The organism is Cohnella phaseoli (genome assembly GCF_003386235.1).
GTDB lineage: Bacteria > Bacillota > Bacilli > Paenibacillales > Paenibacillaceae > Cohnella > Cohnella phaseoli.
The window spans coordinates 88,022-101,851 of record NZ_QRDZ01000024.1 but is presented as its reverse complement, the minus strand read 5'-3'; the positions used below and the strand labels follow the sequence as shown (position 1 = coordinate 101,851).

Annotated in this window: 14 protein-coding genes; 12 read left to right on the top strand and 2 right to left on the bottom strand. The window is 54.9% G+C overall.

What is annotated here, in order from left to right; all coding sequences use genetic code 11:
• Positions 1-32: 32 nt before the first annotated feature.
• The gene (gene hemW / locus DFP98_RS25895) at positions 33-1,217 is read left to right on the top strand and encodes a radical SAM family heme chaperone HemW (protein WP_246016723.1); all 1,185 of its coding nucleotides are present in this window, start codon (positions 33-35) and stop codon (positions 1,215-1,217) included.
• Here hemW and DFP98_RS25890 read toward each other — a convergent pair.
• Complete coding sequence (locus DFP98_RS25890; protein WP_116063521.1) at positions 1,157-1,768, bottom strand: DUF1572 family protein; 612 nt, start codon at positions 1,766-1,768, stop codon at positions 1,157-1,159. The two genes, hemW and DFP98_RS25890, sit on opposite strands and share 61 nt — an antisense overlap.
• A 159-nt stretch (positions 1,769-1,927) precedes the next feature.
• On the opposite strand from DFP98_RS25890, the gene DFP98_RS25885 reads away from it, so the two are divergent.
• From DFP98_RS25885 to mtaB, 11 genes are all read left to right on the top strand, one after another.
• Entirely contained in the window at positions 1,928-2,434 is a 507-nt protein-coding gene (locus DFP98_RS25885) for an N-acetyltransferase (protein WP_116063520.1), read from the top strand.
• Positions 2,435-2,567: 133 nt separating this feature from the next.
• Positions 2,568-3,593: a heat-inducible transcriptional repressor HrcA gene (gene hrcA / locus DFP98_RS25880; protein WP_116063519.1), complete on the top strand. Its 1,026-nt coding sequence runs from the start codon at positions 2,568-2,570 to the stop codon at positions 3,591-3,593.
• Between the two features lie 52 nt (positions 3,594-3,645).
• Positions 3,646-4,230, top strand: coding sequence for a nucleotide exchange factor GrpE (gene grpE, locus DFP98_RS25875; RefSeq protein WP_246016714.1), 585 nt, complete (start codon positions 3,646-3,648; stop codon positions 4,228-4,230).
• Positions 4,231-4,295: 65 nt separating this feature from the next.
• The gene (gene dnaK / locus DFP98_RS25870) at positions 4,296-6,143 is read left to right on the top strand and encodes a molecular chaperone DnaK (RefSeq protein WP_116063518.1); all 1,848 of its coding nucleotides are present in this window, start codon (positions 4,296-4,298) and stop codon (positions 6,141-6,143) included.
• A 91-nt stretch (positions 6,144-6,234) separates the two neighbouring features.
• Complete coding sequence (gene dnaJ, locus DFP98_RS25865; RefSeq protein WP_116063517.1) at positions 6,235-7,359, top strand: molecular chaperone DnaJ; 1,125 nt, start codon at positions 6,235-6,237, stop codon at positions 7,357-7,359.
• 199 nt (positions 7,360-7,558) lie between these two features.
• Positions 7,559-7,702, top strand: a complete 144-nt coding sequence (locus tag DFP98_RS25860; RefSeq protein WP_116063516.1) for a YfhD family protein — start codon at positions 7,559-7,561, stop codon at positions 7,700-7,702.
• 5 nt (positions 7,703-7,707) lie between these two features.
• The gene (locus tag DFP98_RS25855) at positions 7,708-7,989 is read left to right on the top strand and encodes a hypothetical protein (RefSeq protein ID WP_116063515.1); all 282 of its coding nucleotides are present in this window, start codon (positions 7,708-7,710) and stop codon (positions 7,987-7,989) included.
• A 778-nt stretch (positions 7,990-8,767) separates the two neighbouring features.
• Positions 8,768-9,829, top strand: coding sequence for a 50S ribosomal protein L11 methyltransferase (locus DFP98_RS25850; RefSeq protein ID WP_116063514.1), 1,062 nt, complete (start codon positions 8,768-8,770; stop codon positions 9,827-9,829).
• Positions 9,826-10,488: a site-2 protease family protein gene (locus DFP98_RS25845; RefSeq protein WP_116063513.1), complete on the top strand. Its 663-nt coding sequence runs from the start codon at positions 9,826-9,828 to the stop codon at positions 10,486-10,488. The genes DFP98_RS25850 and DFP98_RS25845 overlap by 4 nt, the downstream gene beginning before the upstream one ends.
• An 86-nt stretch (positions 10,489-10,574) precedes the next feature.
• Entirely contained in the window at positions 10,575-11,348 is a 774-nt protein-coding gene (locus DFP98_RS25840; protein ID WP_116063512.1) for a 16S rRNA (uracil(1498)-N(3))-methyltransferase, read from the top strand.
• Positions 11,349-11,350: 2 nt separating this feature from the next.
• Positions 11,351-12,697: a tRNA (N(6)-L-threonylcarbamoyladenosine(37)-C(2))-methylthiotransferase MtaB gene (gene mtaB, locus DFP98_RS25835; protein ID WP_116063511.1), complete on the top strand. Its 1,347-nt coding sequence runs from the start codon at positions 11,351-11,353 to the stop codon at positions 12,695-12,697.
• 119 nt (positions 12,698-12,816) lie between these two features.
• Here mtaB and DFP98_RS25830 read toward each other — a convergent pair whose 3' ends face one another.
• Positions 12,817-13,797, bottom strand: coding sequence for a Na/Pi cotransporter family protein (locus DFP98_RS25830; protein ID WP_116063510.1), 981 nt, complete (start codon positions 13,795-13,797; stop codon positions 12,817-12,819).
• Positions 13,798-13,830: the final 33 nt, after the last annotated feature.

Here is a 13,830-nt window from a genome sequence, read left to right as displayed (position 1 = left end):
GCTTTTCTCGTTATACGAGGGGAACAACTAACATGACCGATTCCGAGAGGACGACGCCTATGCCGCCGCTGCATCGATGGACGCCGAGGGCGCTGTACATTCATATTCCTTTTTGCACGAACAAGTGTTTTTATTGCGATTTCAACTCTTATGTCGCCGCAGGTCAGCCGATCGACGCTTATTTGGACGCGTTGGAAAATGAAATGCGGCTGACGGTTGAGGCGCTGCCGCCAACGGCTATCGATACGGTATTCGTAGGCGGGGGAACTCCGACCGTGCTGACTCCGCCGCAGATGAGCCGATTTCTGGCGGCGGTGAAGCGGCATTTTCCGCTTGCGGACGATGTGGAGTTTACGATGGAAGCCAATCCGGGTACAACCGATATGGACAAGCTTGCGGCCATGCGCGAAGGCGGCGTGAACCGGATCAGCTTCGGCGCGCAGACATTCGACAACGCCCTCCTGGAGAGGATCGGTAGAATCCACGCCGCTCAGGACGTCGTGCAGAGTATCGCCAACGCCAAAGCGGCCGGGTTTACGAATCTGTCGATCGACCTGATGTTCGGACTGCCGAACCAGACGCTCGCGCAGCTTCAGGACAGCGTGAACAAGGCGCTGGAGCTTGATTTGCCGCACTATTCTCTTTACGGGCTGAAGGTGGAGGAAAATACGCTGTTTTACCGCCTGTACCAGCGGGATGAGCTGCCGCTGCCCGAGGAAGAGGAAGAGGTGGCGATGTACGAGTATTTAATCGAGCGATTAAGCGGGGCTGGCTATCGCCATTACGAGATCAGCAATTTCGCGAGGCCGGGCTTCGAAAGCAGACACAATACGGTGTACTGGCATAACGAGCCGTATTACGGACTCGGCGCAGGCGCTCATGGCTACGCTCTCGGGCAGCGTCATATCAATATTAAGGGTGTGCAGCCGTATATCGATGCGGCGGGGCGCGACTTGCCCCGATTGGAGCGCAGCAGTGTCAGCGCGGAGGAAGCGATGGGCGACTTCATGATGGTAGGCCTGCGGCTAAGAGAAGGCGTGACGCCGGCCGGCTTCGCCAAGCAGTTTGGCGGAGCCGGTCTGGAGGAAGTATTCGGACGAGAGCTGGCAAGGCTGGTCGATCAAGGTTTGCTGGAGCGGTCGGAGCATGATCAAGGCTACCGGCTGACATCGCGGGGCGTGCTGCTTGGCAACGAGGTGTTTGGAGCGTTCGTCTGACGCAGCAACATCTCCTCGTTGAACTTGGCCGATCGGCCTTTGGCGATGCTAAGCGTCTGCCATTCCGTCGATTTGTACGCCTTGGCGACATAGACAAGCTGGCCCACATGGTAGCCGTAATGGGAAATTTGCCGATGGATTGCCTGAAGGACGGTATGAGGCTGGCCGCGGATCGTCACCTCTAGCAGCAGATCCTCCGGCTTTAATCCGTTTAACGCATTGAACAGCACGGCCCATCCCTTCTCCCACACTTCTTGAAGCTGGGCAAGGCTGGAAATATCATCGACGAATTCATCGTCGCGGTTGCGCCCCGGCTTCTCGCCGTCCGCATGCGGGAAGTCGGTCCAACGCGAGACCATGTTGCCGGACATATGTTTGACGATGACGGAGATGCTATTGCTTTCCGGTTCCGGCTGCCAGTTCAAGCCATGCTCGTCAAGCTGGGCGATCGCCCGATCGCCTAGCTTTTTTTGTCCCTCAAAGTCGGATTTCGCTACTGCGAGAACGTGTGCGGCCAGATCCGAAATGAATGTGCCGGATTTGTGTTCCATCGCGGGAGACTTCCTTTCTATGAATAAGTGTAGTTGACCTAATCAGTATTGTAATCCATCGGAAGCCGCCTCGGAGAAAAAACTTGGAGAATTGTCTCTTGAGGGTTCTGTTCAGATGTTGTATATTTATACAATCATATTCAGTGGATGAGAGAAGGAATGGTTATGTCGGTCGTCTGCCGCTCAGCAGTGCCTGAGGACGTAGAGGCACTTTATGAACTTATAGAAGGATATGCCGCCAAAGGCATTATGCTGCCCAGATCAAGGGAGGCGCTTGCCCGTACAATCGACACGTTTATCGTCGCTTCCGACGATGAGCGGCTGATCGGTTGCGGCTCGTTGTGCCGACTCGGCAGCGATCTCGTGGAGATCCGTTCGCTTGGCATTGCGGACGGCTATAAGGGGCAGGGTATCGGAAGCAAGCTAGTGGACGCGTTAATCGCCGAAGCTAAGCTTCAGGGCATTCCTAAAGTTATGGCGCTCACCTATGAATCGGCATTTTTCCAGAAGAACGGCTTTCAGATCGTCGACAAGGAAATTTTCCCCGAGAAAGTATGGACGGATTGCGTCAATTGCCCGAAGCAGCATTGCTGCGACGAAATCGCCGTAGTACGGATCATTGAACCGGCGCAAGAGAACGAGCAGTTAAGTTTTGCCCAAATGTAAGCGAACATGCCAAATCGAGCGGGAACGTCCTTGACATGACGGCCCTCGATTTGGTATTTTTGTAGTAGCCTTTAGCACTCGTCGTAATTGAGTGCTAACGATAACGGAAAGCTACCTTAAGGAGGAGATACGGATGCTGAGTGAACGCCAACGCATGATCCTGAATGCGATTATTGACGATTATATCCGATCTGCGGAGCCGGTCGGTTCCCGCAGCATCTCCAAGCGCGGAGACGTATCCTTCAGCCCTGCGACCATTCGCAACGAGATGGCCGATCTGGAGGAGATGGGATTGCTTGAGCAGCCTCACACATCCGCTGGACGTATTCCTTCTATTAAGGGCTACCGTTATTATGTGGATCATCTCGTCACATTGGGAGCCATTAGAGACCGGGATGCGCGAGTGATCCGTTCCTTTTTCGCCGAGAAAATGACGCATTGGGAAGGCATTGTCGAGCATGCCGCAACGATTCTGTCCCAGATGACGAACTACACCTCGATCGTACTCGGGCCGGAGACGTTTAACACGGCATTGAAGCATTTTCAGATCATTCCGCTGACGGACAATTCCGCTGTCGCGATTATCGTGACGAACACCGGACATGTCGAGCATCGGACGATCTCGATCCCGGAAGGCATTTCGATGGATGATATGACTAAAATCGTCAATTTGCTCAACGACAAACTATCCGGAGTGCCGTTCTACAAAGTCAAGGCGGTTCTGCACAGCGAAGTCGCCAAGGAGCTTAGCCGTTACGTGGAGCGAGTCGAGGAGATTGTTGCGTTGCTTGAACAGACAATCGACGATAAGCAGGAGCCGAAAGTATTTTTGAGCGGCGCGTCCAACATGCTGACTCAACCTGAGTTCAAGGATGTTGACAAAGCGAAATCGATTCTCGGCATGCTGGAGGAAACTCCGCTGGTCATCCAGCTATTCCAATCGAATCCGGGAGGCATCCAGGTGAAGATCGGGACGGAAAATGCTCACGAGGCCATCAATCATTGCAGTCTGATTACCGCGACTTATTCCTTCGACGGACAGTCACTCGGCACGATCGGCATTTTGGGTCCAACCCGAATGGAGTACGCGAAAGTGATCGGCTTGCTCGATTATTTATCCAAGGATATCGCCCAGTTGATGTCCCGTTGGCATAAATAAAAGGTTGCATAGCCCCCGAAAACGGGAGGCACGGTAAGGAGGTGAATCGTACATGAGTACGAATGAAATGAAGGAGTCTGCAAACATGGATGAACGTCAGGAAGAGATTTTGGAACAGGAAGAAGTTATCGAAGCTAACGATTCGGCTGCTTCCGGCGAAGAAACGAAGGAACAGACAACCGGCGAGAGCGTGCGCATCGCCGAACTGGAGCGTTTGGCGGATGAACATCAAAATCGCTATTTGCGCGCACAGGCAGACTTCGATAACTTCCGCAGACGTACGCAAAAGGAGAAGGAAGAGCTGGCGCAGTACGCTTCGATGAAGCTGATTACGCAACTGCTGCCCGTTCTCGACAACTTCAACCGCGCGCTTCAAGCGGGCGAAGGAGCAGGCGGTACGGAATCTTTCGCCAAGGGCGTCGATATGATCTTCCGCCAGCTGTCTCAGGTGCTGGAAGCGGAAGGACTTAAGACGATGGAGGCCGAAGGCCAGCCGTTCGATCCGGAATTGCATCAGGCGATTATGCGGGTGGAGAGCGACGAGCACGAAGAAGGCACGGTCGTCGAAGTCGTTCAAACCGGTTATATGTTAAAAGATAAAGTAATACGCCCTGCGATGGTGAAAGTCAGCGGCTAAGCGCAGCTTTCTTCGGGCAAGAAGGAAGACGAAGCGCACTTATATTAAAGGAGGAACATCCAGTTATGAGCAAAGTTATCGGAATTGACCTCGGTACGACGAACTCGTGCGTCGCGGTCATGGAAGGCGGCGAAGCCGTCGTTATCCCTAACGCCGAAGGCAACCGCACAACGCCTTCCGTTGTCGGCTTCAAGAAAGACGGAGAGCGCGTCGTCGGTGAAACGGCGAAGCGTCAGGCTATTACGAACCCGGATCGCACAGTAAGTTCGATCAAGCGTCATATGGGCTCCACCCATAAAGAAACGATCGAAGACAAAACGTATTCCGCTCCGGAAATTTCCGCGATTATCCTGCAGAAGCTGAAAGCAGACGCAGAAGCATACTTAGGTCAAGCTGTAACGCAAGCGGTTATTACCGTCCCTGCATATTTTAACGATAGCCAGCGTCAAGCGACGAAGGATGCCGGCAACATTGCAGGCCTTGAAGTGCTGCGGATTGTCAACGAGCCTACCGCAGCAGCTCTTGCGTACGGCTTCGAGAAGCAAGAGGATCAAACGATTCTCGTATTCGACCTCGGCGGCGGTACGTTCGACGTCAGTATTTTGGAGCTGGGCGACGGCTTCTTCGAAGTTAAAGCGACGAGCGGAGACAACCATCTCGGCGGCGACGACTTCGACCAAGTGGTCATGGAATGGCTGTCCGGCGAATTCAAGAAAGAGCACGGCATTGATCTGCTGAAGGACAAATCCGCAGTACAGCGTCTGAAAGATGCGGCCGAGAAAGCGAAAAAAGAGCTGTCTGGCGTCGTTTCTACTACAATTTCGCTGCCGTTTATTACGGTAGTGGACGGAGTACCTCAGCACTTGGAGTTGAACCTGAGCCGTTCGAAGTTCGACGAATTGACGGCCAACCTGGTCGAGCGGACGATGGCGCCTACTCGTCAAGCGCTGTCGGATTCCGGATTGACTGCTTCGGATATTGATAAAGTCGTCTTGGTCGGCGGTTCCACGCGTATTCCCGCCGTTCAGGAAGCGATCAAGAAGCTGACGGGCAAAGAGCCGCACAAAGGCGTTAACCCGGACGAAGTCGTTGCTCTCGGCGCTGCCGTTCAAGCAGGCGTATTGACGGGCGAAGTTAAAGATGTCGTTCTTCTCGACGTCACTCCGCTGTCGCTCGGCATCGAAACAGCCGGCGGCGTGCTGACGAAGATGATCGATCGCAACACGACGATCCCTACGAGCAAATCGCAGGTATTCTCGACTTACGCCGACATGCAGACGCAAGTTGAAATCCACGTGCTGCAAGGCGAGCGCGCGATGGCCAAGGACAACAAGACGCTCGGTCGTTTCGCTCTGAGCGAAATCCCGCCAGCACCGCGCGGCGTGCCGCAAATCGAAGTCACCTTCGACATCGATGCCAACGGTATCGTTAACGTATCCGCTCTCGATAAGGGCACGGGTAAAACGCAAAAAATTACGATCACTTCCTCCGGCGGCTTGAGCAAGGAAGACATTGAACGCATGCAGAAGGAAGCTGAGCTGCACGCGGAAGAGGACAAAGCTCGTCGCGAGCTGGTCGAAGCGAAGAACAATGCGGATCAGTTGATCTACAGCGTCGACAAAACGATCAAGGATCTTGGCGACAAAGTCGATGCGGGAGAGATCGAGAAAGCGAATGCCGCGAAAGAGAAGTTGACAACGGCAGTCGCTTCCGATAACCTTGAACAGATCAAGCAAGCGACTGAAGAATTGACAGAGATTGTTCAGCAGCTTTCCGTCAAGCTTTATGAGCAGGCACAGCAAGCTCAGCCGGGTCAAGATGCAGGTGCGGACGCAGGCTCCGCGGGCTCCGGTCCAGCAAGAGAGAACGTTGTCGATGCCGACTATGAAGTCGTCGACGAAGATAAGAAATAATTCGAATTGCGCGCATACACGGAAAGTCAAAGTCGATTCCCCCAGCGATGCGGGATCGCTTTGACTTTCCTTCATGAGGAGGTGGAGAGAAGTGGCGGACAAAAGAGACTATTACGATGTTCTGGAGCTTTCCAAGAACGCCTCCGCGGACGATGTGAAGAAAGCTTATCGCAAGCTTGCTCGGCAGTACCATCCCGACGTTAACAAAGCGCCGGACGCCGAAACGAAGTTCAAGGAAGTGAAGGAAGCTTACGACGTGCTGAGCGACGATCAGGCGCGGGCGCGTTACGACCAGTTCGGCCACCAAGATCCGAACGCCGGATTTGGCGGAGCGGGCGGAGCCGATTTCGGCGGCGGCGGCTTCGGCGATATTTTCGATATGTTTTTCGGCGGTGGCGGAGGTCGGAGAGACCCGAATGCGCCGCAGCGGGGCAACGATCTCCAATATACGATGACAATCGAATTCAAGGAAGCGGTGTTTGGCAAAGAAACGGATATTACGATTCCCCGTACCGAATCGTGCGACACCTGCCACGGCAGCGGCGCCAAACCCGGCACGAAGCCGGAAACGTGTTCCGTCTGTCACGGCTCCGGTCAGCAGGAAGTGGCGCAGAATACCCCGTTCGGCCGCATAATGAACCGTCGGGCGTGCTCCGCTTGTGCGGGAAGAGGCAAAATCATCAAAGATCGCTGCGGCACTTGCTCCGGTAGCGGCCAAGTAAAGAAGCATCGCAAAATTCACGTGAAAATTCCCGCAGGCGTCGACGATGGCGCGCAATTGCGCGTTAGCGGCGAAGGGGAAGGCGGCATGCGCGGCGGCCCTGCGGGAGATCTGTATATCGTTCTTCGCGTCAAATCCCACGATTTCTTCGAACGGGAAGGCGACGACATTTTCTGCGAAATTCCGCTGACTTTCACACAAGCGGCGTTGGGAGACGAAATTGAAATCCCGACCTTGTCCGAGAAGGTCAAGCTGAAGATTCCGCCCGGAACTCAGACCGGAACTTATTTCCGTCTCAAGGGCAAAGGCGTTCCGAGGCTTCGCGGCTACGGTCAAGGAGATCAGCAGGTCAAGGTGACCATTGTCACTCCGACCAGCCTTAGCGAAGATCAGCGGGAGCTGTTGCGTGAATTTGCCTCCAAGAGCGGCGAAGCTACGCACGAGCAAAGCAAAAACATTTTCGAGCGAATGAAACGTGCAATCCTCGGAGAATAGCGGTAACGACGGCCGACCAGCCTTATGCTGGCGGTCGTTTTTTATTGCGTCGGCAGGCGAACCGCTATCAGTAACTACTCACCCAGCAGGCTTGGATGTCGCATTTATTTTGTATAAGAGCGAAGGTCAAGGAGAACCTATTGGAGGAATGTAAAGCGGATTCCTTCCGCGAAGCAACGGACAAGGAGGATGTTAACCTATGATCGAAAAACACGAACGCTTGCCGGTCGCAAGGGCGGAAGACGTCGAATTCTCGGAAGAATCCGCGGACCTGGAAGATAAGACAGCTCAGGAACGGGCGGAGGCGGCTGATAGGCGGGCTGTACAGGAGCGGGGAGAGTGAATTCAATGGACATGGAAACTTTGCAAGCCAGATTCGCGACCCAGGATCAGGCCGAGTCGGTCATCCGCAAGCTTTCCGCTCTTCGCAGCGACCGGTTTCGACTGGAGAGAGCGGACGCGCGAGACGGCGCTTCCTCCAGCGACCAACATTTAAACGCCGAATTTGGATCGGACCTCGGGAGCAGCGCTGTCGACGCCGCAGAGTTCACCCTATCCGCAATAGTTCCTAAAGTTGCCGCCGACCAAGCGCGCACCGTCATCCGCCAAGCGGGCGGCGAAATCTATTAATCGATCGAGCAGGGCGCATTCCGATGAGCGGTGTGCGCCCTTTCCCTTTCCTTTTCGTCGATATCCCCTCCGCTCAGAAATGGTAGTGTTTAAGTATGTCTCTCCCTCTCTACTTTGGCCATTATCCCCACTACTCAGAACAACGCTTGTACGCTTGGTAGGCTGATCTGCATCGCTATGGCCATTATCCCCACTGCTCAGAATGTTGGAACGTTGGTAGGGTGATTGGCAGTCCTATGGCCATTATCCCTTTTACTCAGGTAGTACATAGGAAAGTCGGGAAGCCACTGAACGAAGGGGATATCGGCAAATGGAGCTCGGGGAGAGCGATATCTGATCTGAAGGCAGGGTAAGCTGAGCGAATGGGATAATGGCTATAAGAAGCGGAGACGGTAGAGAGATTAGTGGAGGGCATACCTCAGAGTAGGATCAGAGTAGGAGGCTTGAACATAAAGAGTTCGGGTAGATAGGAAAAAGCAAATGCTGCACAGAGAGTTCTGAACGAAGGGGATACTGGTAAAAGGAGCTCGGAGAGGGCGGTGTCCGATCTGAAGGCAAGCAAGTTCAATGCGCTTGAGGTTAAGTGTAACAGGAAAACATAGCGAACTGAGAGAAAGGGATATTGGCGATAGAGGGCATGGAGAAGGGTTAATAGGGGATACGACTGAGCGAAGGGGATAGTGGAGATAAGGGGCAGGAAGAGGAGTTTGTTTTGCATCAGGTAAAACAGACCGTGTATAATGGGAATCATTGAGCAGTGATAAGGAGAGGAACGGATTTGCGCTGGCATGAATTAACCGTTTTGGCAACGGAATCGTCCCAAGAGATGGTGACGCACTATTTGACAGAGTTAGGGGCGGGAGGCGTATCGGTCGAGGAGGCCTGGTCGCCGGACAAGCCGAGGGATACGAAATACGGAGAGGTGTACGATACGCCGCTGAATGATATAAGACCGGGATATGCGCTGTATAAGGCCTACTTTTCCGAAGATTACGAGATGGAGCCGCTAGCGGCCGAGTTAAAGGCGTTGCTGGAGGGGCTGCCGGAATACGGATATGATGCCGGGGAATTCACGATTCATATCGGTTCGGTTCACGAGGACGATTGGGCGAACGCTTGGAAGCAGTTTTTCAAGCCGGTAGCCGTTACTGAGCGACTGGTCATCAAGCCGACCTGGGAAGAGTACGAGGCGAAGGAGGGCGAGCTCATTATTGAGCTGGACCCCGGAATGGCTTTCGGCACGGGGACGCACCCGACGACTACTCTATGTCTGAAAGCGCTGGAAAGCGCCATCGACGGAGGGGAGCGAATCATCGACGTCGGAACAGGCTCCGGCGTACTTGCCATCGGAGCGATGAAGCTGGGAGCGGCTAAAGTGCTTGCGCTTGATCTGGATCCGGTAGCGGTTAAATGCGCGAAGGAAAATATCGAGCTGAACCGTTACGAGAGAGATGTCGAGGTCAGGCTGAGCGATTTGCTCGGCGTACTGCGCGAAGGCGATGCCGACATCGGCAACACGTACAACGGCAGCACCGACAATGGCAGCACAGACAACGGTAACTCAGATAACGACAGCGTCCAGAGAGCGGCAGACGGAGTAAAGCCCCCCGTCGATCTTGTCGTCGCCAACATTCTCGCCGAAATTATTTTGCTGTTTATTGCCGATGTCATGGACGTGCTTAAACCGGGCGGTCTCTATATCGCGTCGGGTATATTTAAGAATAAGGAAGCGGCCGTCGAAGCCGGCCTGCTCGCTGCAGGCTTCGAAATCGTCGACGTGCTGAGACAGGAAGATTGGGTGGCATTTGTCGCCGGCAAGCCGAAAGGGGCGGTCGAGTGAATTTTTTCTGGTTTCCGCTTGAGCATCTGCCGGTCATTATCGTAATTATGCTGATCGCATTCAGCGTTCACGAATTCGCTCATGCCTGGACGGCGTGGAAGTTCGGAGACGATACGGCCTACCGCGAAGGACGCGTCACCTTGAATCCGCTGTCCCACCTCGATTGGATCGGGATGCTGTTTCTGGTCATCGCCGGCTTCGGCTGGGCGAAACCGGTGCCGGTACGCAGAAGCAGGTTTAAGAAGCCGCGCCAGATGAACATTATGGTCACGGCAGCGGGACCGATCAGCAATTTGCTGCTCGCATTTCTGTTGATGTTTATCTTTTATGCGCTGCTTAATCTTAAAGTATTCAATAATATGTCTCCGGACTTGTTCAACAATTTGCTGACCTTCATGAATTATTGGTTGAACATCAACCTGGCGTTGTTTCTGTTTAACCTGCTTCCGATACCGCCGCTGGACGGCTATCGCATCGTAGAAGAGTTTTTGCCGCTAAAGACGAGAATGATCATTCAGGAGAACAGCCAGTGGATTACGTTCGGCTTTCTGATCATTGTTTTTATTCCGCCGCTGCGCAACGCGACGATCGGACAATTAATGTATTTAAAATCGCCGATTATGGACGGGATGCAACGATTACTGAGCTTTCTCTTCTAATGCCGATATCTGACGGGTAGCGAAAATAGCCCGAAAGCGGTATGATGAAGGTTGGGAGTTTGAAGCGAGCGGGAGGCAAAGGTGAAATGCAGCGTTATTTCGTGCCGGAGGCGCAGATGAATGAGCGATCCGTCACGCTGGAGGGCGACGACGCCCGTCACGCGGCCGCCGTCATGCGGGCGAAGCCGGGAGACCGCTTCATTGCCTGCAACGGCCGCGGACGAGATGTCGTCGCACGGATCGACTCCGTGGATAAGCATACAGTCGCAGCGGATATTGTCGAGGAATTGACCGTATCCGCGGAGATGCGCTGGCGGGTTGACGTCGCCCAGAGTCTGCCTAAGGGAGACAAGCTGGAAACGGTCATTCAAAAAGGGACGGAAGCGGGGGCTTCGGCTTTTCTGCCGTTTCTGTCCCGCCGCACCGTCGTCCAGTACGACGAGCGCAAGGAAGCCAAGCGAATCGATCGCTGGCGCAAAATCGCCAAGGAGGCGGCGGAGCAAAGCCATCGCAGCGTTGTGCCGCGAATCGAAGCGGTCAGCACTTGGAGGTCTTTGCTGCAGCGCATAACCGAATACGATCTTGCGCTGCTCTGCTACGAGGAAGAGGGACGCGCCGGTATCGGATTAAAGGATGAGCTGGCTGCCTTTAAGAGCGGACGGGGGAGCGAAAATGCGGCCCCGAGCGTGCTTATCGTCGTTGGTCCCGAAGGCGGTTTCTCCCCGGAGGAAGCGGAAGCTGCGGTTGCCGCCGGGGCTCGGTTGATCGGCTTGGGCCGAAGAATATTGCGGACGGAGACGGCCGCGCTGTACGCGCTCGCTTGTCTTGCTTACGAGTCCGGAGAGTTAGGAGGAAATTAACGATGCCTAGCGTGGCATTTTATACCCTTGGCTGTAAAGTCAACTTTTACGATACCGAGGCGATCTGGCAGCTGTTCAAGAACGAAGGCTACGAGCAGGTCGACTTCGAGCAGACGGCGGACGTCTACTTAATCAATACGTGTACTGTGACGAACACGGGCGACAAGAAAAGCCGTCAAATTATTCGTCGCGCCGTGCGCCGCAATCCGGACGCCGTGATCGCGGTGACGGGCTGCTACGCCCAAACCTCGCCTGCAGAGATTATGGCGATACCGGGCGTCGATCTTGTCATCGGAACGCAGGATCGCGAGAAACTGATGACGTTTATTACGGACATTCAGAGCGATCGCAAGCCGGTGAACGCCGTGCGCAACATAATGAAGACGCGCGAGTTCGAAGAGCTCGACGTGCCGAACTTTACCGAGAAGACGCGCGCATTCCTGAAAATCCAGGAAGGCTGCAACAACTTCTGCACGTTCTGCATCATTCCTTGGTCGCGCGGACTGTCTCGCAGCCGCAAGCCGGACAGCGTGCTCGAACAGGCACGCCAGCTTGTCGCGGCCGGCTACAAGGAGATCGTACTGACCGGCATTCATACCGGCGGCTACGGCGACGATCTGGAAAACTATCGACTAGCCAATTTGCTTGCCGACCTCGATAAGATCGACGGCCTGGAGCGTATTCGCATCAGTTCGATCGAAGCGAGCCAGATCGACGAGAAAATGATCGCCATTCTGAACAGCTCGCAAAAAATGTGCCGACATCTGCACATTCCGCTGCAAGCGGGCGACGATGAAATATTGAAAAGAATGCGTCGCAAGTATACGACTGCAGAATATGCGGAAAAAATTAGCCTGATTCAGAAGGCTATGCCGGGTGTCGCCATCACGACCGACGTTATCGTCGGGTTTCCGGGGGAGACGCAGGAGCAGTTCGAGAACGGTTTCCGTTTTATGGAACAGATGAAGTTCGCGGAAATGCACGTATTCCCGTATTCGAAGCGTACGGGAACGCCTGCGGCAAGAATGGACGATCAGGTTGACGAGGAAGTGAAGCACGAGCGCGTGCATCAACTGATCGACCTGTCCGAGCGCATGCAGGCCGAATATAGCCGGGATTGGGTCGGACGCGTGCTTTACGTCATTCCGGAACGGGATGCCAAGGGCGAAGGCGACGGTACGGTCTCCGGCTATACGGACAACTATTTGCAGGTTGAGTTCACGGGAGATTCGTCCCTTATCGGCAAGCTGTGCCGCGTCCGGATTACCGAATCCGGCGTGAACGAATGTCGCGGGGAGTTGCTCGAAGTGGTGGATTCCGCATTCAGGCCGATGGCCGTGGAAGCTTGACCGTAGTCGGAATCGAAGATTTCACCGCAAGGCTGGCGCAGGCTCCGTCTTGCGGTGGAATCTTTTTGATGTACATACCCTCCCTTCGGAGTTAGGAACTTGCGAGCCTTGGTGCTTGTCTAGGTGGACGTCGGGTTGGGTGCTCCTTTTCTCCAAACAGGCAAATAAGCGATTGGCAGGGCGATCATGGAGCAGAGGACGTTAAAAATCGTCTGGGCATGGGCGATCTGCGCCGACGGGTCGCCCGGAGCAAGCCATGCGGCAGCGTTGTGAAGCGCGCCGATCAGAGGGAAGAACAGAGCGGCTCCGCCAACGTTCAGCACAAGCTGCGACAGTGCGACGAAGCGACCGCCCGAGCCCCCGCCTAGCGAAGCGACAAGCCCGGTGAAGCAAGTGCCGACATTGGCGCCGAGCACGATGGCGATGCCGGCTTCGGGGGAGATCGCTCCAGCGGCCGCCAGCCCCATGCACATGGCGACGACCGCAGAGCTGGAATGGACGAGCGCCGTGATGACGGCTCCGCCGAGTACGCCCCACATCAGGTTATCGTACGTATGGCGCATCAGCGTTTCGAAGTAGCCGTTTTCCCGCAGGGCGGGCCCGATGCTTTGCAGCAGTTTGAAGCCGACGAGCAGCAGCCCGAATCCCCCTGTCGCAACGGATACGTAGCGTAAACCGTTGATGCGTCGCGGAGCGGACGCAGCGTCGCGCATTTCGTTAAAGGCGAAGGAGACAAGCCAGCCGACGACGCCGAAGGCAAGGAAATAAACGCCGTAAGTATGAAGCTGCAGGCTCATCAGCTCGGTCGTAAAGCAGGTGCCGACGTTCGTTCCGAGGATGATGCCGAGACTTCGAGCCAAGTTGAGCCATCCGGCGTTGACGAACCCGATCGTCAGCACGGTGACGGCGGTGCTGCTCTGAAGCAGCGCGGATGCGGCCGTTCCGACGGCGAAGCCTCTAAGCGGCGTCGAAGTGGACTTGGACACCCAGGAGACGAGCCGATGGCCCGCCCACCGTTCCAAAGACGCTTCCATGACCTTCATACCGGACAGCAGTAGCGCGAACCCGAGCAAGGACGGGACGATGAAATGAGCAAACATGTTATGCACCCCCATTAAACCTATGCGGCAAGA

Coding starts and splice junctions, on each gene's coding strand:
- hemW (WP_246016723.1), top strand. CDS start 33: ATGACCGATTCCGAGAGGACGACGCCTATGCCGCCGCTGCATCGATGG.
- DFP98_RS25890 (WP_116063521.1), bottom strand. CDS start 1,768: ATGGAACACAAATCCGGCACATTCATTTCGGATCTGGCCGCACACGTT.
- DFP98_RS25885 (WP_116063520.1), top strand. CDS start 1,928: ATGGTTATGTCGGTCGTCTGCCGCTCAGCAGTGCCTGAGGACGTAGAG.
- hrcA (WP_116063519.1), top strand. CDS start 2,568: ATGCTGAGTGAACGCCAACGCATGATCCTGAATGCGATTATTGACGAT.
- grpE (WP_246016714.1), top strand. CDS start 3,646: ATGAGTACGAATGAAATGAAGGAGTCTGCAAACATGGATGAACGTCAG.
- dnaK (WP_116063518.1), top strand. CDS start 4,296: ATGAGCAAAGTTATCGGAATTGACCTCGGTACGACGAACTCGTGCGTC.
- DFP98_RS25860 (WP_116063516.1), top strand. CDS start 7,559: ATGATCGAAAAACACGAACGCTTGCCGGTCGCAAGGGCGGAAGACGTC.
- DFP98_RS25855 (WP_116063515.1), top strand. CDS start 7,708: ATGGACATGGAAACTTTGCAAGCCAGATTCGCGACCCAGGATCAGGCC.
- DFP98_RS25840 (WP_116063512.1), top strand. CDS start 10,575: ATGCAGCGTTATTTCGTGCCGGAGGCGCAGATGAATGAGCGATCCGTC.
- mtaB (WP_116063511.1), top strand. CDS start 11,351: ATGCCTAGCGTGGCATTTTATACCCTTGGCTGTAAAGTCAACTTTTAC.
- DFP98_RS25830 (WP_116063510.1), bottom strand. CDS start 13,797: ATGTTTGCTCATTTCATCGTCCCGTCCTTGCTCGGGTTCGCGCTACTG.